At 41.1% G+C, this 22,589-nt stretch carries 18 protein-coding genes, 2 tRNA genes, 2 rRNA genes and 1 riboswitch; of the genes, 9 read left to right on the top strand and 13 right to left on the bottom strand.

Annotation, left to right across the window (positions count from 1 at the left end; all coding sequences use genetic code 11):
* Positions 1 to 33: 33 nt before the first annotated feature.
* Positions 34 to 123: riboswitch (TPP riboswitch) on the bottom strand.
* A gap of 100 nt (positions 124 to 223) precedes the next feature.
* The 4 genes from psiE to deoD all read left to right on the top strand — a co-directional run bounded on the left by psiE (position 224) and on the right by deoD (position 3,362).
* Entirely contained in the window at positions 224 to 640 is a 417-nt protein-coding gene (gene psiE / locus BN53_RS01020) for a phosphate-starvation-inducible protein PsiE (protein ID WP_009559015.1), read from the top strand.
* 115 nt (positions 641 to 755) lie between these two features.
* A complete protein-coding gene (deoC, locus tag BN53_RS01025) occupies positions 756 to 1,421 on the top strand; it encodes a deoxyribose-phosphate aldolase (RefSeq protein WP_009559016.1) in 666 nt (221 codons plus the stop codon).
* A 1-nt stretch (position 1,422) separates the two neighbouring features.
* Positions 1,423 to 2,622 (top strand): phosphopentomutase, encoded by a 1,200-nt coding sequence (locus BN53_RS01030; RefSeq protein ID WP_009559017.1) that lies wholly within the window; start codon positions 1,423 to 1,425, stop codon positions 2,620 to 2,622.
* Positions 2,623 to 2,645: 23 nt separating this feature from the next.
* Positions 2,646 to 3,362 carry a purine-nucleoside phosphorylase gene (gene deoD / locus BN53_RS01035; RefSeq protein WP_009559018.1) on the top strand — a complete coding sequence of 239 codons (717 nt, stop codon included), beginning with the start codon at positions 2,646 to 2,648 and terminating at the stop codon, positions 3,360 to 3,362.
* Between the two features lie 128 nt (positions 3,363 to 3,490).
* On the opposite strand, the gene BN53_RS01040 is transcribed toward deoD, so the two are convergent.
* Entirely contained in the window at positions 3,491 to 3,697 is a 207-nt protein-coding gene (locus tag BN53_RS01040; RefSeq protein WP_009559019.1) for a hypothetical protein, read from the bottom strand.
* A gap of 628 nt (positions 3,698 to 4,325) precedes the next feature.
* Positions 4,326 to 4,398, bottom strand: a tRNA-Thr gene (locus BN53_RS01050).
* 109 nt (positions 4,399 to 4,507) lie between these two features.
* On the opposite strand from BN53_RS01050, the gene BN53_RS01055 reads away from it, so the two are divergent.
* Positions 4,508 to 5,269: a TIGR02452 family protein gene (locus BN53_RS01055; protein WP_009559021.1), complete on the top strand. Its 762-nt coding sequence runs from the start codon at positions 4,508 to 4,510 to the stop codon at positions 5,267 to 5,269.
* Here the strand turns inward: BN53_RS01055 and BN53_RS01060 are convergent.
* On the bottom strand, positions 5,262 to 6,026 hold the full coding sequence (locus BN53_RS01060) for an NADPH-dependent oxidoreductase (RefSeq protein WP_009559022.1): 765 nt from the start codon (positions 6,024 to 6,026) through the stop codon (positions 5,262 to 5,264). The two genes, BN53_RS01055 and BN53_RS01060, sit on opposite strands and share 8 nt — an antisense overlap.
* Before the next feature lie 142 nt (positions 6,027 to 6,168).
* Between BN53_RS01060 and galE the strand changes: the two genes are divergently transcribed.
* Positions 6,169 to 7,161 carry a UDP-glucose 4-epimerase GalE gene (gene galE / locus BN53_RS01065; protein WP_009559023.1) on the top strand — a complete coding sequence of 331 codons (993 nt, stop codon included), beginning with the start codon at positions 6,169 to 6,171 and terminating at the stop codon, positions 7,159 to 7,161.
* A 216-nt stretch (positions 7,162 to 7,377) separates the two neighbouring features.
* Positions 7,378 to 9,036 (top strand): phosphoenolpyruvate carboxykinase (ATP), encoded by a 1,659-nt coding sequence (locus BN53_RS01070; protein ID WP_009559024.1) that lies wholly within the window; start codon positions 7,378 to 7,380, stop codon positions 9,034 to 9,036.
* An 83-nt stretch (positions 9,037 to 9,119) separates the two neighbouring features.
* On the opposite strand, the gene BN53_RS01075 is transcribed toward BN53_RS01070, so the two are convergent.
* Together BN53_RS01075 and adhE are read right to left on the bottom strand one after the other, a co-directional pair.
* The gene (locus tag BN53_RS01075) at positions 9,120 to 9,836 is read right to left on the bottom strand and encodes a carboxymuconolactone decarboxylase family protein (protein WP_009559025.1); all 717 of its coding nucleotides are present in this window, start codon (positions 9,834 to 9,836) and stop codon (positions 9,120 to 9,122) included.
* Between the two features lie 178 nt (positions 9,837 to 10,014).
* On the bottom strand, positions 10,015 to 12,633 hold the full coding sequence (gene adhE, locus BN53_RS01080) for a bifunctional acetaldehyde-CoA/alcohol dehydrogenase (RefSeq protein WP_009559026.1): 2,619 nt from the start codon (positions 12,631 to 12,633) through the stop codon (positions 10,015 to 10,017).
* Positions 12,634 to 12,955: 322 nt separating this feature from the next.
* Here adhE and BN53_RS01085 point away from each other — a divergent pair, with 322 nt between their 5' ends.
* Positions 12,956 to 14,329, top strand: a complete 1,374-nt coding sequence (locus tag BN53_RS01085) for an amino acid permease (RefSeq protein WP_009559027.1) — start codon at positions 12,956 to 12,958, stop codon at positions 14,327 to 14,329.
* A 43-nt stretch (positions 14,330 to 14,372) separates the two neighbouring features.
* On the opposite strand, the gene BN53_RS01090 is transcribed toward BN53_RS01085, so the two are convergent.
* Positions 14,373 to 14,882: a DapH/DapD/GlmU-related protein gene (locus BN53_RS01090; RefSeq protein ID WP_009559028.1), complete on the bottom strand. Its 510-nt coding sequence runs from the start codon at positions 14,880 to 14,882 to the stop codon at positions 14,373 to 14,375.
* A 114-nt stretch (positions 14,883 to 14,996) separates the two neighbouring features.
* Here BN53_RS01090 and BN53_RS01095 point away from each other — a divergent pair, with 114 nt between their 5' ends.
* Positions 14,997 to 15,884 (top strand): LysR family transcriptional regulator, encoded by an 888-nt coding sequence (locus BN53_RS01095; RefSeq protein ID WP_009559029.1) that lies wholly within the window; start codon positions 14,997 to 14,999, stop codon positions 15,882 to 15,884.
* A 57-nt stretch (positions 15,885 to 15,941) separates the two neighbouring features.
* Here BN53_RS01095 and BN53_RS01100 read toward each other — a convergent pair whose 3' ends face one another.
* From BN53_RS01100 to BN53_RS01130, 7 genes are all read right to left on the bottom strand, one after another.
* The gene (locus BN53_RS01100; RefSeq protein ID WP_009559030.1) at positions 15,942 to 16,310 is read right to left on the bottom strand and encodes a DUF956 family protein; all 369 of its coding nucleotides are present in this window, start codon (positions 16,308 to 16,310) and stop codon (positions 15,942 to 15,944) included.
* A gap of 6 nt (positions 16,311 to 16,316) precedes the next feature.
* Positions 16,317 to 17,237: a PTS system mannose/fructose/sorbose family transporter subunit IID gene (locus BN53_RS01105; RefSeq protein ID WP_009559031.1), complete on the bottom strand. Its 921-nt coding sequence runs from the start codon at positions 17,235 to 17,237 to the stop codon at positions 16,317 to 16,319.
* A gap of 27 nt (positions 17,238 to 17,264) precedes the next feature.
* Positions 17,265 to 18,071 (bottom strand): PTS mannose/fructose/sorbose transporter subunit IIC, encoded by an 807-nt coding sequence (locus BN53_RS01110; RefSeq protein WP_009559032.1) that lies wholly within the window; start codon positions 18,069 to 18,071, stop codon positions 17,265 to 17,267.
* Positions 18,072 to 18,090: 19 nt separating this feature from the next.
* Positions 18,091 to 19,095, bottom strand: coding sequence for a PTS sugar transporter subunit IIB (locus BN53_RS01115; RefSeq protein ID WP_009559033.1), 1,005 nt, complete (start codon positions 19,093 to 19,095; stop codon positions 18,091 to 18,093).
* A 254-nt stretch (positions 19,096 to 19,349) separates the two neighbouring features.
* A tRNA-Asn gene (locus tag BN53_RS01120) sits at positions 19,350 to 19,422 on the bottom strand.
* A gap of 13 nt (positions 19,423 to 19,435) precedes the next feature.
* Positions 19,436 to 19,552 (bottom strand): 5S ribosomal RNA (rrf, locus tag BN53_RS01125).
* A gap of 70 nt (positions 19,553 to 19,622) precedes the next feature.
* Positions 19,623 to 22,525: ribosomal RNA gene (locus BN53_RS01130) — 23S ribosomal RNA — on the bottom strand.
* Between the last annotated feature and the right edge of the window lie 64 nt (positions 22,526 to 22,589).

Here is a 22,589-nt window from a genome sequence, read left to right on the forward strand (position 1 = left end):
AGGTCCCTTTGAAACCTGTGCCTAATTATCGCATTCAAAATTATAATTGATTCCTACGCGAGCATTATCTCAACAGGTTCTAGGGTCTAATCTCAGCCCATTAGGGCACCCCTTCAATATGTTTAACAAGTTAATTAAACAATATAAAAACGCTTTCGTCAAATTTGATGATATGGTAATCTTAAAGTGACAGTGAAAATTGATTGAACCTGAAAGGATTTTTATGAAACAAAATTATTATCGATTCATCAATAAATTTGCCCATTTTTTGCGCGGATTGCTAGTAGCTAGCATGGCAATACTAGGCCTATTTTTGATAATTTTTATTGGTCGGGAATTGTATGTTATCGCCCATGAATTGCTCAGAACTTCAATTACTAAAAGCAATTCCGAAATTCTAGATGAAATCATCGTTTTCTTCCTATTTTTTGAGTTTGCTTCCATGATCGTTTCGGCACTTTATCATCATGGCCATACCAGCATCAACTTTTTGATGGGCTTAGGGGTAACTGCGCTTTTGCGTGGTCTTTTGACAGCTCACGGCAATTTATACGAGACAATCGGTAACTCCGTTGCTATTCTTTTATTGATATTGGCAATGGTAATTTTCAATAAACACTTCAAAGATAAATTAATGTAAACAAAGTCACATTTATGTGGCTTTTTTGCTTTAAACTGGCCGTAAAGTCTAATATAATAGGTATGTAAGCAATTTCACAATAATATTAAACTGATAGAAAGGATTTGATGTCTATATGACTAATTTAACTAAACCATTAGCTAAGTACATTGATCACACTAACTTAAAGCCAAACGCCACTAAGGCTGATATTGAAAAGCTCTGCCAAGAAGCAAAAGAATACGACTTTGCTTCAGTTTGCGTTAACCCAACCTGGGTTAAGCTTGCTAGTCAATTGCTCAAAGACAGCGATGTCAATGTCTGCACTGTAATTGGCTTTCCTTTAGGGGCTACTTCAACTTTCAGCAAGGTGCTTGAATCAAAGCAAGCAATTCTTGATGGCGCTGATGAACTCGACATGGTTCAAAATGTTGGCGAACTTCTTTCAGGCAATGAAGAAGCTGTTTATGAAGATGTCAAAGCAGTTGCTGACGCAGTTCATGAAAATGGCAAAGTCCTCAAGGTCATCTTAGAAAATTGCCTTTTGACTAAGGAACAAATCAAGCGTTCATCCGAACTGGCCATGAAGGCTAACGCTGACTTTGTTAAGACTTCAACTGGTTTTTCAACTGGTGGCGCTACTGCTGAAGACGTCAAAATCATGAAAGAAGTCGTAGGCGACAAGCTTCAAGTTAAGGCGGCCGGCGGTATTCATACCAAAGAAGAAGCAATGGCGATGATTGAAAACGGCGCTGACAGAATTGGCGCTAGTGCAGGTATTGAAATAGTTAAGGCAGATTAAAATGACTGAATACAAAAAATTCAAACGCGTTTTTGGAATTGTAATGGATTCAATTGGTATCGGCGAAACTCCTGATGCCAAGGACTTTGACGATGTAGGCAGCGACACTTTAGGCCATATCGGCGAAAACTATGATAACTTGTCTTTGCCAAACTTTGCCAAGTTAGGTCTTTCAAATATTAGACCTGAAAATCCAATCAAGCATGTTCCAGTAGCTGATCCAGCTATTGGCTATTTTGGCAAAATGCGAGAAATCTCAGTTGGTAAGGACTCACTTGATGGCCACTGGGAAATGATGGGCTTGCCAGTTCTAGAGCCACTGGGCTTTTTCCCTAATGGATTTGACGAAGAATTGGTGAAAAAAGTCGAAGAATTCTCTGGTCGCAAGTGCATCGTCAACAAGCCATACTCCGGAACTGAAATCATTCATGACTACGGCGATGTGCAAAAGGAAACTGGCGATTTGATCATCTACACTTCAGCCGATTCAGTTTTCCAAATTGCAGCTAACGTCGACGTGATCCCGCTTGAAGAACTATATCGCATCTGTGAATACGTTCGCTCAATTACCAATGACAAGCCATATCGAATTGGTCGAATCATTGCTCGGCCATACACCTATATCGATAAGGACCACTTCACCAGAACTAGCGATCGTCACGACTACACCTTGATGCCAACCAGCAAGACAGCCTTAGATCGCTTAAAGGATGCTGGCTATGATGTTTTAGGCGTGGGCAAGATCAACGATATCTTCTCAGGTCAAGGCATTACAAAGGGCTGGCATACCACCAGCAATATGGACGGCATGGACAAGACTATTGCCCAATTAGACAAGGACTTTACTGGTTTTTGCTTTACTAATTTGGTTGACTTCGATGCAATGTATGGTCACAGACGCAACTTGCCAGGGGACGCTGAAGCCTTGATGGACTTAGACAGACGGCTTGGCGAATTGATTCCAAAGATGAAGGACGACGATCTCTTGTTCATCACTGCCGATCACGGCAATGACCCTACCTACAAGGGAACCGACCATACTAGAGAATATGTACCGCTATTGATGTATTCACCAAGTCTAGCTGGCGGCAAGTCGCTTGGCGTTCGCCAAACATATAGCGACTTAGGTGCTACTATTTTGGACAACTTCAATGTCGAAAATGGCGACTACGGTGAAAGTTTCTTAGATTTATTGTCGTAAAATTTTAGAAAGGTCGTTTAACTATGCCAACTCCACATCTTGAGGCCGAAGTCGGCCAAATTGCAGATACGGTTTTAATGCCAGGTGATCCACTTAGAGCTAAGTATATTGCTGAGAATTTCTTAGAAAATCCTGTACAATACAATGGCGTTCGGGCTGAATATGGTTTTACTGGTACTTACAAAGGCAAGAAGATTTCCGTTCAATCATCAGGAATGGGTCTTAGCTCAGCAAGTATCTATGCGACAGAATTGTTCAAGTTTTATGGTGTAGAAAATATTATCAGAGTTGGAACTGCTGGAGCTCTTTCAAGGGATGTTCATGTTCGCGACTTGGTTTTAGCTGAAGGTTCATGTACTAATACTAACTTTGTGCACAACTTCTTTGATCCAGAGATCGAATTTGCGCCAATTGCCAACTTCGATATGTTGCGCGCTGCAGCTGACTTAGCAGAAGAAAAAGGTCTTACTTACCATGTTGGAAATACTATTGGGGTTGACCGCTTCTACAATGATCGCATTGACAATGAGCGTTTAGCACAATTTGGTATTTTGGCAACAGAAATGGAATTGCCAGCTATCTACTCAATTGCGGCTGAATATCACAAGCGGGCTTTGGGGATTTTGACTATTTCCGACCACATTATGACCGGTGAAGCCACTACTTCTGAAGAACGTCAAACTGGTTTCAAACAAATGATGGAACTAGCCTTAGATACTGCAGTTAAGTTTGCCAAGTAGCGTTTGGTAAAATATCGAAAAGTTTATTTTTCGACCTAAAGTTGTTACAATTAGAGTATAAAAAAGAGAGCTACCCCCAAGTAGCTCTCTGCACAAAGCCGTTAGTAAACGGTGGCAATAGTATAGAACTAAAAAGTCGTCCTACTATCTCTACCAAAAGTTATAGGCGGCTTTTTAGTATGCTCTATTTTTTTCCACAAATCGTAGAAAATTGTAATCAATTCGTTTAAGGCTACTAGCCACTTGGATATCTTTTTGGTTAACAAAGTTAAACTTGAAACCAAGATGCCAAGCAAATTGACTACAGCTATGACAGACAATATAAAGCCCGTCATTTAGCAAACTGGACCTCCCTTCAATAAGATATCTGTCAATAGCTAATACACCATTGGCACCACCTCCATGAAACGAAAGTACCACCTCTTATTTAACTTTTTTGTGCTAATAAAATTTTATCAAAATTACTACAGTCATAATAATAGAATTTATCGATAAAACAAGTATTTTGATATTGCTCACTTATTTTCTGAAACTGTCAAATCTTTTGTGTAAATAGATTTGACAGTTTCGCTTGTTGGAGTTCTTTACGCAATAAATCATTTATTTTGTCTTGATTGAATAGAGCTTGAGCCATATTTTTGGTAAAATCATTCATAAAGGAGTTCTTCTTTCTGTACGTGTTTTTTGTTCAAATCAATCATACGAGAAAGGGACTCCTTTTTCTAATGTTTCAAGAAATTAATTTAAGGAATCATCCATCCTTACACAAACTATTTTACGGTCTCTTTCCATAATTACATCCCATACTTCATATAACTAATTAATTTAATTATACAAAATACATGGACCTTTTTCGACCTAGCCCATAAAGCATTCGTTAATTACCAATTCGTTTACCTAAACTAAAAAATCTCCAACGAACACGAAAATGTGTCTGTTGGAGATTTTTTGTTAGTACTCTGATGCTGATTGGCAGGATCGAACTGCCGACCTTCTCTTTACGAGGGAGACGCTCTACCGACTGAGCTAAATCAGCGACCTATAACAAGAGTATTGTATCAAAAACTCCGCTATAAAGCAATTGGAATTCCACCTGCAACAAGAATAACATAGATGTACCAGATTAATTAAAAGGACAGTAAATTATGTATTCTTCATCACGCATTCAACAAGTTCAAGCTCACAATCAGTTAATGACTAAACTTTATCAACAAGAAATCAACAATTCAATTGCTAGCAGCACCATTTATAGCGTTGATTCGCAACAACCTGCCAACTTTTTTTCTTCTACTCAAACTTTGCAGGAATTGTGGATCAATTCGACAACTCAAGCAGTTAGTCGGCTATCCTCAACTTATCCCCAGGCCAAAATTGCCTGCCTAAATTTTGCGGATTATGAACAAACTGCCGGTGGCTACTTACAAGCAGCATTAGCCCAAGAAGAAGCAATTTGCTTTGATTCTACTCTTTATCAAGTCCTTCTTGCTTTCCCAGAGTATTACGCATGGAATCGTGAGCATTTAGCTAATTATCTCTATCAGGATCGGGCAATCTATTCGCCAGGTATTATTTTTCATCAAAAACAATACCTAGCAAGCGCTGATATCATCACCTGCGCTGCCCCATTCTACCGTAAAAGTGCTCTACTTCAGCTTCCCTATTCTCAGGCCCTTCAAGCCTTAAAATTGCGCATGACTTTTGTTAAGCAAATTGCCGAAGATCAACATGTGGATTATTTAGTTCTAGGTACTTGGGGAGCTGGGGTGTTTGGCTTTAACTCGCTTGATGTGGCTAAATTGTGGAAAAAGACCTTCGCTGAAAAATCATCAATCAAAAAAGTTATCTATGCCGTGATTCCAAGTCATAATAATCAAGCAGTCGATAACTTTCAAAAAATATTTATTTAACTTTCCAATCTAAGCACAAACCTTGTTTTTGCAACTCTTCTGCGATTTGATCACGATCAGTCTCATGCAAGTTGAGCTTAGCGCCAGTAATTTGCTTGGTAAAAGAATCAATTCTCCGGTTGGCATCCCGCAAGTCATAGTAAGTCGTCACCACTTCATCGTAATTTTTCAAGTTTTCCACCTTAAAGTCGCGTGGATAACTTTCTTCAAAACAAGTAAATTCTAGCGGCAAACGCGGCTTAAGTTGCGGTGCTTGATCGGGAATTCCTACTTGCATCCCCAAAACTGGGAAAGTCAGCTCTGGCAGATCTAGCACCTTGAGCATTTCAAGTGGATGGTCGTTAATCGTCCCAAGTGGCACGTAGCCTAAGTCCATGCTTTCCACAGCGTTAGCCACATTTTGAAAAGCTAAAACTGTATCTTCCATCGCTTGAAAAAAGATATCGGTTGTATGTACTCTACCATCGTCTTTTCCTAGTTGCTGGCGAATTTGCTGGTTGCGGTAAAGGTCAACGATAAAAATAAACAAATCACCTTCTGCGCCAACATAATTTTGATTGCAAAGCTGCCGAATTTTGGTTCTTTTAGCTTCATCTGTAATATGAAGCAAGCTAGCATTTTGCATAAACATACTCGTAGCCGTGTGTTGAAAAACTGAATATAGAGTCTGCAGTTGCTCTGGCATTAAAGTTTGATCCTTAAATTTTCTAATTGATCGATGATTTAATTGATGATCGATTGTTGAATTGTTAATCATATAATCGCCCTTTCTTACTTTTCATAAGCAAATAATACCACTCTTTGCCGATCGTATGACAATTTTATCAGATGTAAATTGTTCAATGTGTTAAAATCAAGTCACAAACTGTCTAGCTTACAAGCAATAAGAGAGGAAATTTATGAAAATTCTAGTTATCGGTGGGGCTGGCTACATTGGCTCCCACGCTGTTAAAAAGTTAGTCGCATCAAATCATGATGTAGTTGTCCTAGATTCGCTCTACACCGGTCATCGAAAGGCCGTTGACGCAAAAGCTAAATTCTATCAAGGCGACATTAATGATACTTATTTAGTTTCAAAGATTTTGCGCGATGAAAAAATCGAAGCTGTCATGCACTTTGCAGCTTATTCATTGGTCCCTGAATCAGTTAAGTTGCCACTGAAATACTACGAAAACAATGTTTCAGGAATGATTTCACTACTTAAGGCAATGGACGATGCTAAAGTAAAATACTTGATCTTCTCATCCAGTGCTGCAACTTATGGTATCCCTAAGACCTTGCCAATTACTGAAACTACACCTTTAGCGCCAATCAACCCTTACGGCGAAACTAAGATGATGATGGAAAAAATGATGTATTGGGCAGACCAAGCTAATGGTATCAAGTCAATTGCCTTGCGCTATTTCAATGTGGCTGGAGCTTGTGAAGATGGAACGATTGGTGAAGATCACGGTCCAGAAACCCACTTGATTCCTAATATTTTGAAGAGTGCTATTAGCGGAGATGGCAAATTTACTATCTTCGGCGATGATTACGATACTAAAGATGGTACCAATATTCGCGACTATGTCCAAGTTGAGGATTTAATCGATGCTCATATTTTGGCGCTCAAGCACTTAATGGCAACTAATACATCCGATGTCTTCAACTTAGGAACTGCCCAAGGCTACTCTAACTTAGAAATTCTTCAAGCTGCTAAAGAAGTTACTGGCGTGGACATTCCTTATACTATCGGTCCAAGACGTGGTGGCGATCCTGATAGTTTGGTTGCTGACTCAAGCAAGGCCCGCAAAATTCTTGGCTGGCAACCTAAACATGAAGATCTCAAAGATGTAATCGCCAGCGCTTGGAATTGGCACCAAAATCACCCACAAGGCTTCAATGATAAATAAATCACAAATAGTCAAAAGTTTGTCTCTATCTAGTCAAATTTTTGACTATTTTTTATTTTAAGTTATTTTACGTCCTGATTGATATTATCGTATTTTACCAAAAAATAAATTTCAAAAATTTCTCTATTTGTGTGGTTATACACAAATAATTGTGCTATTATATTTGTGTTGAAAAAATATGGAAACGCTTTCGATTTTTTAGGAGGATTTTTGCTTATGAGCACAAAAGAACGTTATCTTCAAAGCGAATTAAGAAAGGCTAACCCAATGTTTAGCCCTGTACGTGCAACTATTGAAAGTGCATTTTACGGAAATAATGTTCATGAAGTAACAAGCGTTGCTGAAGCATATGAACTAGCTAAAAAACAAGCCGGTGTTATTGTAACTGACTTGCCAATTTTACACACCAAAGAATTAGGTTTGCCACAAGGCGCAACTCAGTTAGTATACAATCACGGTAAGATTTTAGGTAGAACTGCAAGTGCTCGTCACTTCGTAGACAATCCAAAAGAAGATGCGGCTGCTTTAGCCGGGAATTTGCGTGAAGATATCTACGCTGGCCATGAGCAAAAATACTTAAAGGCCACTGTTTTAGTTGGCCTTGACCCAACATTTTCAATTAAAGCTCATGTGATGATGCCTGAAGACCAAGCCTTCAACCTATTGTCATACATCTTAAACTTCCACTTCTTTGACGACGAGGCTGCTAAGATCTACGAAAACTCAAGAGCTTACGATGAACCTGACATTTACTTCTACTTCGATCCAAATGTCACTGATGTAGATTATCCAAAGGGCTTAGGTGTCTTTGACGCACCTCACAACTGTGCCGCTGTCTTTGGCTTGCGCTACTTCGGTGAATTAAAGAAGGGAACTTTGACTTTGGCTTGGGCTATGGCTCACCGTCACAACTACACTGCTTGCCACGGTGGTGAAAAGTCATTCCACTTTGAAGACAAGGATGATAAGGTATTTGCCTTCTACGGCTTGTCAGGATCTGGTAAATCAACTTTGACTCACGAAATGTACGATGGCAAATATGACATTACTGTCTTGCACGACGATGCCTTCATCATTTCACGTGAAGATGGCTCATCTGTTGCCCTTGAGCCTTCATACTTCGACAAGACCAACGACTACCCAGCTGGTCACCACGAGACTGAATACTACACTACCATTATGAACTGTGCAGTAACCCAAGATGATGCTGGCAAGAAAGTTATCGTAACTGAAGACTTGCGTAACGGCAACGGTCGTGTTATCAAGTCACGCTACACTTCAGCTCACCGTGTTGACTTTGAAAAAGCACCTATTACTGCTTTGTTCTGGATCATGAAAGATGGTTCATTGCCACCTCTACTTAAGATCGACAACCCTACTTTAGCAACTACAATGGGCTGTACTTTGGCAACCAAGAGAACCTCAGCTGAAAACCTTCCAGAAGGATTCGATATGAACACCTTGGTTATCGAACCATTTGCAGATCCATTTAGAGCTTATCCAGTTTCTGGTGACTACCGTGACTTCAAGGAATTGTTCGAAAAACGTGGCGCAACTTGCTACATTTTGAACACTGATGCCTTCATGGGCAAGGATATTCCAAAGGAAATTACTAAGAAGTTAGTCGAAGAATTGGCTAACGACACCATTACTGATGCTTCATGGAAGGCATTTGGCAACTTCAAGGGTGTTTCCTACTTGCCAATCGATGGCTACGAAGTTCACCTTGATGACCCTGAATACCAAAAGACTTTAGCTAAGAGAATGCAAGACCGTTTGGACTGGGTAAACAGATACAACGAAGAAAATCCTGAAACCCCTATTCAAGCAGAAGCTAAGGAAACTTTGGAAAACATTATCAAAGAACTAAACTAATCAATAATCTAATCTCACAAATAATCTCCAAACCACCTTCAAAAAAGGAGCCGGCAAAATTGCCGACTCCTTTTTGATTATAATTATTTATTTTCAGCTGCTTGCTTAATTGCCGAAATAGCATTCAAGCTTCTTGGATAACCGATATAAGGTACATTATGTAAAACTACCTTGGTCAAAAATTCTTCGCTATTTCCTATTCCCAAATTAGCCTTAGCATGTGCTAATAGCTGAGGTTCAACTCCTCCTTGAGCTGCTAGATAGCAGAAAGTGATCAATTCCCGGTCTTGGTCGCTAAGTCCCGTTCTAGTGTAGTAATCGCCAAAACAGTTTTCTGCTAGCCACTTATTAATGGTGCCTTTTTTGGCAAAATCCTTCATCCCTGGACCAAATAATCTTATTTGCGTTTCTTCACCTTTTTCTAGGCGATTTTCCAATGTTGTCGTAGCTTGAGATGGCAAAGGCAGTTCAATATTTCTGGCTACCATAATTTCATTGGTGACCTTGAAAAATGGCAAAACTCTGCCAAGTCCTAAATAGTCAGGTGCTTGGTACAAAACTTCTTTAATTTCTACTGGAGTTAAGCCATTATAAAGTGCTACTGGCAGCATTAGCTTATATTCGTCCAATCCTTGGCAACCCAATAAATAAGCTAAGGTTGAAAGCATTTTTACTCTATCTGGCAAATCAATTTCATCAATAACTTCTTTAAAGGCAAAATTGGTTAAACGTTCAAATGCTTCTGGATCAGTTTCTTTTAAAAAGCTATGAGCATTAATTGCATCTTTAGTAATTGACATTTTTCTACCTACTTTCAAACTTTCTATAGTTATCTCAACTATAATCTAGTCCTTTTTCTTAACTAATAAAAATACTTATTTTCGATTTTTGACTATGCAAAATAGGTATCAAAAACAGCCTGAGCTTGCGAGATAATTTTCGCAGTTCAGACTGTTCTTTTTGGTTGTTTAGTTCTTTTTACTTGATGCCTTTGCCTTCGTAGCAATCCTTCATCAAAGCAGTAATTTGAGAGATTAATGGAGAAACTGGGTTAGTTACCGTGTTTTGGTCGCCATATGCTTCTACAGCTAAGTCTTCAACTTTCTTGTCGAAGTTTGCCTTATCAACTCCGTAAGCCTTGTAGGCAAGTTTGATATTTACGCCTTTAGCAAGGTCGATAAGCTTTTCCACCAACTTTTCAACAAGCTCGTGATCAGTTGAGCCAGTCAAACCTAAAGATCTAGCGATTTCAGCATAATCCCTTTCAGCTCTGTAAACTGAGTAATGTGGCCACATAGCAAGCTTTTCAGGACGCTTAGCGTTGAATCTGATAACTTGTGGTAAAGCAACTGCATCGCTGACGCCACTTGGAATATTGAAAGTTGAGCCAATTGCATGAGCAATTGAGTGTTCCAAACCTAGGAAGGCGTTTGAGTAAGCCATACCAGCGATTGTAGCTGCATCATGCATACGCTTGCGCGCATCAAGGTCGCCACCGTAAGAAGCCTTCAAGTTGTTGAAAATAGTCTTGATAGCTTCTAATGACCAGCCACGAGTAAAGTCAGTAGCCATCGTTGAAACGTAACTTTCAATTGCATGTCCCAAAGCTTCAAAGCCTGACCAAGCAATTAAGCGTTGAGGCAATTCTTCAACGAATTGGTCATCCACGATTGAAACATCTGGAATCAAAGCATAATCGCAAAGAGTGTGCTTAAGACCAGTTTTTCCGTCAGTAATGACTGAAACTGGTGAAACTTCTGAACCAGTACCTGAAGTAGTTGGAATACATACAAGCTTTACATCATTTGACTTAGGGAATCTTACAACGCGCTTTCTGATATCAAGAAACTTTTGGTAAGCTTCGGCAAAACTCATGTCTGGATTTTCATAGAACAATCTCATTGCCTTAGCAGCATCCATAACTGATCCACCACCGATTGCAACGATTGCATCTGGCTTAAAGATGTTCATTCTGTGAACGCCGTCTTTAATGACATCAATTGTTGGGTTAAGCGTTACAGCCTTAAATACTTCATAGCTCTTATTGCCGCGACGCTTTGAGATAATGTCGGTAATTTCATCGGCAAAGCCTAAATCTGCTACACCTTCGTCAGTTACGACGAAAAAGCGATGAACATCAGGCATGTGCTTTAAATAGTTGGCAGCGTTGTGTTCAAAATATGTCTTAGCAGGTACTTTTACCCATTGCATATTGTCCCGGCGCATTGCAACTGTTTTGATATTTAATAAATCTCTTGCTCCAACATTGTGTGAGAAGATGTTTGCACCGTATGAACCAGTACCTAAAGTTAATGATGGCAACATGTTGTTGTAGAGATCACCAATACCACCTAAAGCAGCTGGAGAGTTGACCAAGATTCGGCAAGCGTCCATTTCAGCTGAAAATTCATTGATGATCTTCTTATCATTTGAGTGAATACCGGCTGTGTGACCGCGACCACCGTAATCAAGCAATTCATGACAAATTCTAAATGCATCTGCAGTGTTCTTGGCACGGTACAAAGTAAAGACTGGTGACAATTTTTCAGCTGAAAGTGGGAAGGCTTTACCTACACCTTGGTATTCCGCAATGATTACTTTGGTGTTTTCAGGAACATCTACTCCGCAAAGCTTGGCAATTCCGTAGGCTGACTTACCAGCAACTGGACCAGCAACAGTCCCTCTTCTTGGATCGATAAAGTTTTGTTCAAACTTCTTGATTTCTTCCTTGTTCAAGAAGTAGCAGTTCCACTTCTTGAATTCTTCCTTAACCTTGTCGTAAATTTCGTTGTCAACAACAACTGAGTTTTCAGAAGCACAAACCATACCGTTGTCAAAGGTCTTTGACAAGATAATGTCGTAAACGGCTCTTTCAAAGTTAGCTGACTTTTCAATGTAGGAAGGACCATTACCAGGACCAACACCGATAGCTGGCTTGCCGGATGAGTAAGCAGCCTTAACCATGCCAGGACCACCAGTTGCCAAAATAGTTTGAACATCTGGGTGAGTCATCAAATCATTAGTAGCTTGGATACTTGGTTCTTCAATCCATTGAATGGCATTCTTAGGTGCTCCAGCAGCTTCAGCAGCGGCTTGGATGATTTTAGCAGTTGCTACACAGCACTTTTGTGCTTGTGGGTGAAAACCAAAGATAATGGTATTTCTAGTCTTCAAAGCAAGCATTGCCTTAAAAATAGTTGTTGAAGTTGGGTTAGTAACTGGTGTAACACCAGCGATTACACCCTTAGGTTCGGCAATCTTGGTTAAACCAAGTTCTTTATCTTCTTCAATTACACCGACTGTCTTTTCGTGACGCAAACTGTTCCAAATATTTTCACTGGCATACATGTTCTTGATAGTCTTATCTTCAACGATTCCACGGCCAGTTTCTTCAACAGCCATCTTAGCAAGCGCATAGGCATTCTTTTCACCAGCAGTTGCGATGGCTTCACAAATCTTATCCACTTGTTCTTGGGTAAAGTCTGCTATAATATCTAAAGCAGTATGTGATTTTTTAACTAAGTTATCCACCATCTGGTGAATTTGTTCGTTCTTGTCTTCTTGAGTCACTACAACTTTTTCTTGAGTTTTCCCCATTTTATCTAGCCTCTTAGCCTCTCAAATTTTTACTACTTGTGAAATTCTTTACAATGACTAATATAACACACTTGAAAGTAATGTAAATACCCAATTTTTGTTTTCATAAACTGAACAAAGTTTCCGATTTGACGCCATTTTTACTATTGCAAGCGTGTAAGCGCTATCTATAGCTATAGTTTGTGAATTAACAAACTTTTAGTAAGAGAAAAAATTAATTTACGTTTTTGGCTAAAAATTATAATTAAACTAAGATTTATGGTTTATTCTAATTTTTGCTCTTTTACATGCTAAAATTTAAGTAATATAGGGAGGATATTTTATGAAAGATAAAAAAACAGATATTTCAAACGGTTATAAGCGTTCGCTTAGCAATTCGCATATTCAGCTAATTGCTTTAGGTGGAGCTATCGGAACCGGATTATTTCTTGGAGTTGGCGATAGCATTCACCGAGCTGGGCCCAGTGTGCTTTTGATTTATGTTATTGTGGGAATTTTCCTCTTTTTATTGATGCGAGCTTTAGGAGAATTAATTCTGTCGGATTTAAGCAAGCACACTTACATCGAATTTATTGAAAAATATCTCGGCAAAGACTTAGGTTTTATTACTGGCTATCTTTATTGGATTAGTTGGATCAGCTTGGGAATGGCTGAAATAACCGCTCTAGGAATTTATTTCCGCTACTGGTTCCCGCATCTAGCCACTTGGATTCCTGGGGTAGTCACGATTGTCTTATTGCTATTGATTAATTTGATTTCAGCCAAATTTTTTGGGAATTTGGAATTTAGTTTTTCAATTATCAAAATTTTGATGATCGTTGCTTTTGTAATTTTGGTCGCTTATCTGCTTTTGACAGGTGGAAAAACGAGCTTTGGGCCTGTAATTTTTGCAAATTTGGATGATAACGGCGGATTTTTTGCTAGAGGGGCACAAGGATTCTTCCAAGGCTTCCAAATGGTTATCTTCAGCTTTATTGGGGTTGAATTAATTGGTCTAACTGCAGCTGAAGCTCGAGATCCTGAAAAAACTCTCTCACGCGCAATCAATCAGTTGCCGCTACGGATAATTTTGTTCTATGTTCTGGCAATTTTGGCAATCTTGTTAGTAATTCCTTGGTCAAAAGTAGCCACAAATTCCAGTCCATTCGTTCAAGCGCTAGAAGCAACTGGCTTGAGCGATGCTAGTTCGATCATAAATTTCGTCGTAATTTCAGCTGCTATTTCGGCAACTAATAGTTTCTTGTATAGTGCAGGAAGACTTTTATTTTCTGTTACTTTCAACGGCAAGGGAAAATGGAATCAAACTTTCGGCAAGCTTTCTAGACGCCAACTGCCTCAAAACAGTTTGATCTTGTCAGCCCTTTTGATGGGACTTGCTCCACTTATTACCTTGGTTATCGGCAATGAAGCTTTTAATTTTATCTCATCGACTTCAACGAGCATGTTTTTGATCATCTGGTGCTTAATGATTTTGACTCATATTGTTTACCGCAAAAAGACGCCTAAAAATGAATTGCATGATTTTAAAATGCCTCTATTTCCATTTTTGGACTATTTAGTCTTGGCATTCTTCATCAGCATGATTATTCTTTTGCTGATTTTGCCAAATTATCGCTTGGCAATTGCTAGCGGTCTGGGGATTTTCGTTATCTTGTATCTAATTGCCAAAATTTGGCGCAAAGAAAAAGAAGACTAATTGATCTTTCACCTAAGTGGTCGGATCAATCCGTCTTCTTTTTTTATTTGATGTTTTTGATAAATTTAGCAGGAACGCCAGCAACCACGCTATTAGCAGCTACATTCTTGGTTACCACAGCTCCGGCTGCTATAACTGCATTTTTGCCCACTCTAATTCCAGGTAAAATCGTTGCCCCGGCGCCTATCCAGGCATTTTTTTCAATTATGACTTCCTTTAACTCTAGTTCCTTGCGTCTTGCAGGCTCTAAGCAATGGTTAACTGTAATAATTTTTGCACCTGGTCCAATCAAAACGTCATCTTCAATCGTAATTTTTCCAAGATCGGTCATCATTACGCCCATGTTGATAAATACTCGTTGTCCAATTTTTATTCTAAATCCACAATCTGAATAAAAAGGTAATCGAATTTCAGATGATGCTGGTAAAGGTCGGCCCATAATTTCACTCAAAAGCTGGCGAGTCTCACTATCAGTATGCCGGCCGGTATTCAAATTCTGAAGCAAGCGCTGATTTTGAGCAATTCGCTGCTTCTCTGCCTCACTCAATCCCATTTTGGTTCCTCTTTTCTTCCAATCTGTTGATAAGTCTAAGTTTAAGTAGTAAGCTTAAAAATGTAAAAAAGTTATTAATTATAATTTTCGATAACAAAATTTTATGGTGATCAAATGGAATTAAGAGTTTTAAATTATTTTCTTGCTACTGCACAAGAATTAAATATGACTCGGGCAGCTGAAAAATTATTAGTCTCTCAACCAGCTCTTTCAAGACAAATTGCAGATTTGGAAGCAGAGCTTGGAGTTAAATTATTTATCAGACAACCTCGCAGGCTAATTCTGACTTCGGCAGGACGCTACTTACAAACTCAAGCTAAGGAAATTTTAGCTTTAGCCGACAAAACCAAGCAAAATTTGATTTCTAGCACCGTAATTAACGGCGACTTAACCATTGGTGCAGGCGAAAGCTACGCAATGCAAAGAATCCTTAACCTGCTCAGTGAATTGATTGAAGATTATCCTGAAGTCAAAGTTCATCTCTTCAGTGGCGATTATACTGTCACTGAGCAAAAGTTGAACAACGGTACCTTGGATTTTGCGGTTATCATGGGGGATCTGCCCCTGGGCAATTATGAGAGCCTGCAACTCCCTGAAAAAGACCGCTGGGGCGTTTTGATGAGTAAGGATGATGAATTAGCCAAGCTAGATAGTATTCGTCCTGAGGACCTGGTAAACCGGCAAATTTTGAATTCAGAACAGGCAAGCGAGAAAGGCAGATTCCAGCGTTGGTTTGGAAATCTTTATCGTCAGGTAAACTTTGTTGGTACTTATAATCTTTACTACAATGCCGGTTTAATGGCGAAAAACAGCAAAATATTGATCCTAAGCTACGATCGACTTGCTAATACTAGCGAAGACTTTGATCTGGTCTTTCGTCCGCTCTCACCAGCTTTAACCGAGCCAGTAACCATTATTTGGAAACATGAAACTGAACTTTCCACAATCGCTCAATTGTTTATTAATCGACTATCTGCTTCAATTTCTGATGATACCAAATAAATAGCATAAAAATAACGATGATCTTCTTTTTGAAAATCATCGTTATTTTAATTCATACTATTTTTTCTTAAATGTGAAGCGCTGCTTCAGCTTTTGTCCTACGGACAAAGCACGACGCATATGATCAGCTGGTATATGATTTCTCATAACTCGCAAGGTCTTTTTAGGATCCTTCGTATTAAAGATAAAATTACCATTTTTCTTGGTACGAATCTCAAATCTTGGAATATAGCGTCCATTAAAGTGAACATCCGCGATAACATAAGTTATCTCTTCCCAAGGAATTTGAACATAGTCTCCAACATTTTTATCGTTATAGTATTCAAATGCCTTATCCCCTAGCATCACCTTGCCATAATTTGGCATGCCGCGAAACCAGGTTGCATTGGCTGTCAATTCGACAGTCGAATTAAGCGATCTAACCATTTTTTATTAAAGAATTCCCCATACGTGGAATACAACACCAACAACAAAGATACCGATAATGATCCAGATTGGTGAAACTTTCTTCTTCAATAACCACATGCAAAGGAAAGTCAAAAGCAAACCTGCTAAACCTGGGATTAATTGGTCCAAGTTGTTTTGCAAAGTAGTAGTCTTGATGTTAGTCAAAGCCTTACCACTGCCCATGTTCCATTGCAACAATGCTTCTTGGATACCTTTGCCGCCTGCAGGAAGCTTGTCCCATTCGATGTAACCACCCTTTTGGATAGGTGTTTGTGAAACGATTGGAGCAAACTTGATACTTACCCAACGTTCAATCAATGAACCTAGGACGAACATACCCATCATTGAGGCACCACGAGTAACCTTCTTCAACAAACCACCAGACATGTCGTTAGTGATAGCTGAACCAGCCTTATAGCCGAATTCTTGAGTGTACCATAAGAAACCAATTCTGATTAAGTTCCAAAGTACGAAGAATAGGATTGGTCCCATGATGTTACCTTGGATAGCCATTGAAGCACCCAAAGCACCGATAATAGGACGAACAGTGAACCAGAATACAGGGTCACCAACACCGGCCAAAGGTCCCATCATACCAACCTTAACACCTTGGATAGCTTCGTCTTGAACATCAACACCGTTAGCCTTGTCTTCTTCCAAAGCTAAAGTAACACCAACTACTGGAGCTGCAACGTATGGGTGTGTGTTAAAGAATACCAAGTGTCTTTGCAAAGCAGCAGCCATATCTTCTTTATTTGGATATAACTTTCTTAAAGCTGGAATAAGTGAGTATACGTAACCACCGTTCTGCATTCTTTCGTAGTTCCATGAACCTTGAAGGAATTGTGAACGCCACATAACGTTAAAACGGTCACGCTTAGTTAATTTAATCTTGTTATCTGCCATTTTGAAAATCCTCCTCTAAGCGTCATCCTAATAATTATCAATAATATCGCCGAGTGGATCGCCAGCACCTGCGCTACCGGAGTTTGAACTACCGTTGCCACCCTTAGATTCAAGAGCCAAGTACATCAAAGCCATTGACAAACCAATTGCACCAAGGGCAATCAAAGTCAAGTCTTGAATTGCGGCTAAAGCAAAACCAATAGCGAAGAATGGCCATACTTCCTTAGAAGCCATCATGTTGATAACCATTGCGTAACCTACGGCAACAACCATACCACCACCGATGCTCATACCTTCGTTTAACCAAGCAGGCATCATTGAAAGCCATGATTGTACCAAGTCTGAAGGAATAGCAAGCAATAAAGCAGCTGGGATAGCAATTCTCAAACCTTGCAAACATACAGCAACCCATTGCCATACGTCGATCATACGCCAGTTACCCTTCTTAGCTTCTGCGTCCATGAAGTGAACAACAGCAGTAGAAATAGTACGTACGATCATAGTCAAGAACAAACCAGCAACAGCCAAAGGAATAGCGATACCAGTAGCAGTACCGATACCCTTAACACCTTGACCACTTTGTACCAAGATAATTGCTGAAGCAACAGATGCTAAAGCAGCGTCAGGTGCAACAGCGGCACCAATGTTTGCCCAACCTAAAGCGATCATTTGTAATTGACCACCTAAAATAATACCTAATTCAAGGTGACCAGTAACCAAACCAATTAAAGTACATGCAACTAATGGTTGGTGGAATTGCCATTGATCCAGGATACCTTCCATACCTGCAAGAAAGGCAACAACCACTACCAAAATCATTTGAATAGCGTTCATTTATATACTCCTAACTTCTCTATTTGTTCTTTTCATCAAGCAAGGTTTGAGCCTTGTTCAAGATAGCATCCATGTTACCTGGGTTGTCTGATGGAACCTTACGTACATCAAACTTAATACCCATCTTTTCAAGTTCACGGAATGTATCTACGTCTTCTTGATTCATTGACAATACGTTGTTTGCGTTTACGTCACCTTCGCGATATGACATTGAACCAACGTTGATTTCCTTAATGTCAATACCAGCCTTAATTGCACGTAATACGTCTTCAGGGTTTTCAAACAAAAGAAGTGCGTGAGTATTACCAAAACGAGTATCCTTGGCAATTTCAGCCATCTTTTGCAATGGAACAGTATGAGCCTTAACTCCAGCTGGAGCAGCTTCGCGGATCATACTCTTACGTAATTCGTCCTTAGCAACGCTGTCAGAAACAACAATAACTCTGTCAGGATGCATTGATGGAATCCAACCAGTAGCAACTTGACCGTGCAACAAACGTGAGTCGATACGTGCCAATACGTACTTGATCTTTCCATCACCAATAACAGTTCCTTCTGGAATAGCCTTGGCCTTACCTGCACTAGCTTGTGCTGCAGCTGGCTTACTTTCTGCAGGCATCAAGTCAACTGGCTTGGTCTTAACGCCATCCTTAGCAGGGGTTACGACAGCAGTAGCAATTTCCTTAGCAGTTGCGTTTGCGTTAACCATTCTTTGAGTTAATGCTTCAACTACCATAGGCAAGTTCATACCACTGACAATAGCCCACTTATCAGCATGTTGTTCAACTAAGCCGTTAGCTTGGTTGAATGGTGTACCACCCCATAGGTCAACTAAAAACAATACTTCATCTTGACTATCAAATGAAGCGATGGCATTTTCCATCTTTGCTCGAATGTCATCTGGGCCTTCATCTGGTTTCAAAATGACATGTGCGAAATTAGTTTGTTCACCGAAAAGCATTCCTGCTGATTCAGCAATACCATCGGCGAAACCACCATGGCTGGCTAAAACAATTCCTACCATGTTAAATCCTCCTCTAGATCTAAATGAATCCGATTTTTATTTTACTAAAAAATCAAAACGTTTTCAATATTTTTTGTGTAATTAATGAAATAATACACAAATAATCTTTGCGATCAGACTAGGCTTTAATTGATCTAAAAAATATACAAGTTAAAAAATGTGAAATTATTAGCATTATTTTTTTAGTTTTAAAATTTTAAAAAATACAAAAAAAGAGGACAGCTTCGGCTGTCCTCTTCCTTCATTCCGCTTAGCTCCGGCTGTCAGACTCGAACTGACGACATCTTGATTAACAGTCAAGCGCTCTACCAACTGAGCTAAGCCGGAATATTAAAAAAGAGCGCGGCAGCTTCCTACCCTCACAGGCAGTTGCCCACCAACTACTCTCGGCGTTAAGAAGCTTAACTTCTGTGTTCGGCATGGGAACAGGTGTATCCTTCTTGCTATCGCCACCGCACTCTTTTCTTGAGCTTGTGCGCTCAAAACTGAATCCAATCCGCTCAAAACCTTTAGAAATCGTCTAGCCTTCGGTCAAGTTCTCGACTGATTAGTACTGGTCCGCTCCATAGATCGCTCTACTTCCACTCCCAGCCTATCTACCTCATAGTCTTTGAGGTGTCTTACTGCTTTCGCAAAGGAAATCTCATCTTGAGGGGGGCTTCGCACTTAGATGCTTTCAGCGCTTATCCCTTCCGCACATAGCTACCCAGCGATGCTCTTGGCAGAACAACTGGTACACCAGCGGTGCGTCCATCCCGGTCCTCTCGTACTAAGGACAGCTCCTCTCAAATTTCCTACGCCCACGACGGATAGGGACCGAACTGTCTCACGACGTTCTGAACCCAGCTCGCGTGCCGCTTTAATGGGCGAACAGCCCAACCCTTGGGACCGACTTCAGCCCCAGGATGCGACGAGCCGACATCGAGGTGCCAAACCTCCCCGTCGATGTGAACTCTTGGGGGAGATAAGCCTGTTATCCCCAGGGTAGCTTTTATCCGTTGAGTGATGGCCCTTCCATGCGGTACCACCAGATCACTAAGCCCGACTTTCGTCCCTGCTCGAGTTGTCTCTCTCGCAGTCAAGCTCCCTTATACCTTTACACTCTGCGAATGATTTCCAACCATTCTGAGGGAACCTTTGGGCGCCTCCGTTACACTTTAGGAGGCGACCGCCCCAGTCAAACTGCCCACCTGACACTGTCCCTAGCCCGGCTTACGGGCCAAGGTTAGAGCATCCATCAAACAAGGGTAGTATCCCAACATTGCCTCCAATAAAACTAGCGTCCTATCTTCTCTGGCTCCTACCTATCCTGTACATGTTTAACAGATACCCAATATCAAGCTACAGTAAAGCTCCATGGGGTCTTTCCGTCCTGTCGCGGGTAACCCGCATCTTCACGGGTATTATAATTTCACCGAGTCTCTCGTTGAGACAGTGCCCAAATCATTACACCTTTCGTGCAGGTCGGAACTTACCCGACAAGGAATTTCGCTACCTTAGGACCGTTATAGTTACGGCCGCCGTTTACTGGGGCTTCAATTCGAACCTTCGCCTAAGCTAAGCTCTCCTCTTAACCTTCCAGCACCGGGCAGGTGTCAGCCCCTATACGTCGTCTTACGACTTTGCAGAGACCTGTGTTTTTGATAAACAGTTGTTTGGGCCTATTCACTGCGGCTGATGTCTCCATCAGCACCCCTTCTCCCGAAGTTACGGGGTCATTTTGCCGAGTTCCTTAACGAGAGTTCTCTCGCTCGCCTTAGTGTTCTCCACTCGACTACCTGTGTCGGTTTGCGGTACGGGTACGCTCGATCTCGCTAGAAGCTTTTCTTGGCAGTGTGACGTCAGAGCCTTCGCTACTTTGATTTCGCTCCAGGTCGCGCCTTGTCCTTTCGAAAGCAAGCATTTGACTCGCTCTCAGACTCGACGCTTCTACATGCTTCCAGTCGCATGCGCTCTTAGCCTCCTGCGTCCCTCCTTCGCTCAAACGATCGATCGCAGTACAGGAATGTCTACCTGTTGTCCATCGACTACGCCTCTCGGCCTCGCCTTAGGTCCCGACTTACCCTGGGCGGACGAGCCTGCCCCAGGAAACCTTAGTCATTCGGCGGATAAGATTCTCACTTATCTTTCGCTACTCATACCGGCATTCTCACTTCTAAGCGCTCCACTTATCCTCTCGATTAAGCTTCGCCGCACTTACAACGCTCTCCTACCACGTGCTCTTTAAAACACATCCACAGTTTCGGTACTATGCTTAGCCCCGGTAAATTTTCGGCGCAGCGTCACTCGACTAGTGAGCTATTACGCACTCTTTAAATGATGGCTGCTTCTGAGCCAACGTCCTAGTTGTCTACGCAACTCCACATCCTTTTCCACTTAGCATAGATTTGGGGACCTTAACTGGTGATCTGGGCTGTTTCCCTTTCGACTACGGATCTTATCACTCGCAGTCTGACTCCCGCGCATAGATATGTGGAATTCGCAGTTTATCTGAATTCAGTAACCCCTGACGGGCCCCTAGTCCAAACAGCGCTCTACCTCCACTATCCTCTTCGCGAGGCTAGCCCTAAAGCTATTTCGGAGAGAACCAGCTATCTCCAAGTTCGTTTGGAATTTCACCGCTACCCACAGCTCATCCCCGCAATTTTTAACTTACGTGGGTTCGGTCCTCCAGTGCGTTTTACCGCACCTTCAACCTGGCCATGGGTAGGTCACTTGGTTTCGGGTCTACGTCAAACAACTTGTCGCCCTATTCAGACTCGCTTTCGCTGCGGCTCCGTCTTTTCTGACTTAACCTCGCTATTTAACGTAACTCGCCGGTTCATTCTACAAAAGGCACGCCATCACGCTTTAACGCGCTCTGACTACTTGTAGGCACACGGTTTCAGGTTCTCTTTCACTCCCCTTCCGGGGTTCTTTTCACCTTTCCCTCACGGTACTGGTTCACTATCGGTCACTAGCTAGTATTTAGCCTTGCGAGATGGTCCTCGCGGATTCAACCGGAATTTCACGTGTTCCGGCCTACTCAGGATACTGCTAGGCTCGATTCGGATTTCGCTTACGGGGCTCTCACCCTCTCTGGCTTACCTTCCCAGATAATTCTGCTATCCTCTTCTCTGCCACGTCGCAGTCCTACAACCCCAATGGATAAATCCACTGGTTTGGGCTCTTTCCGTTTCGCTCGCCGCTACTTGGGAAATCGATCTTTCTTTCTCTTCCTGCAGCTACTTAGATGTTTCAGTTCACTGCGTCTTCCTTTGCATCGCTATCTATTCACCATGCAATGACATATCTCTATGCCGGGTTCCCCCATTCGGATATCTCCGGATCTCTGCTTGCTTACAGCTCCCCGAAGCGTTTCGTCGTTTGCCACGTCCTTCGTCGGCTTCTAGTGCCTAGGCATTCACCGTGCGCCCTTTTCTACTTGACCTTACTCAAGATCTCTCTTTAGTCGCTCTACAATTTCTTGCAATTCAATGATTGTCTCGGTTTTT

The sequence above is a fragment of the Lactobacillus pasteurii DSM 23907 = CRBIP 24.76 genome, assembly GCF_000297025.1.
In the GTDB taxonomy this organism is placed as follows: domain Bacteria; phylum Bacillota; class Bacilli; order Lactobacillales; family Lactobacillaceae; genus Lactobacillus; species Lactobacillus pasteurii.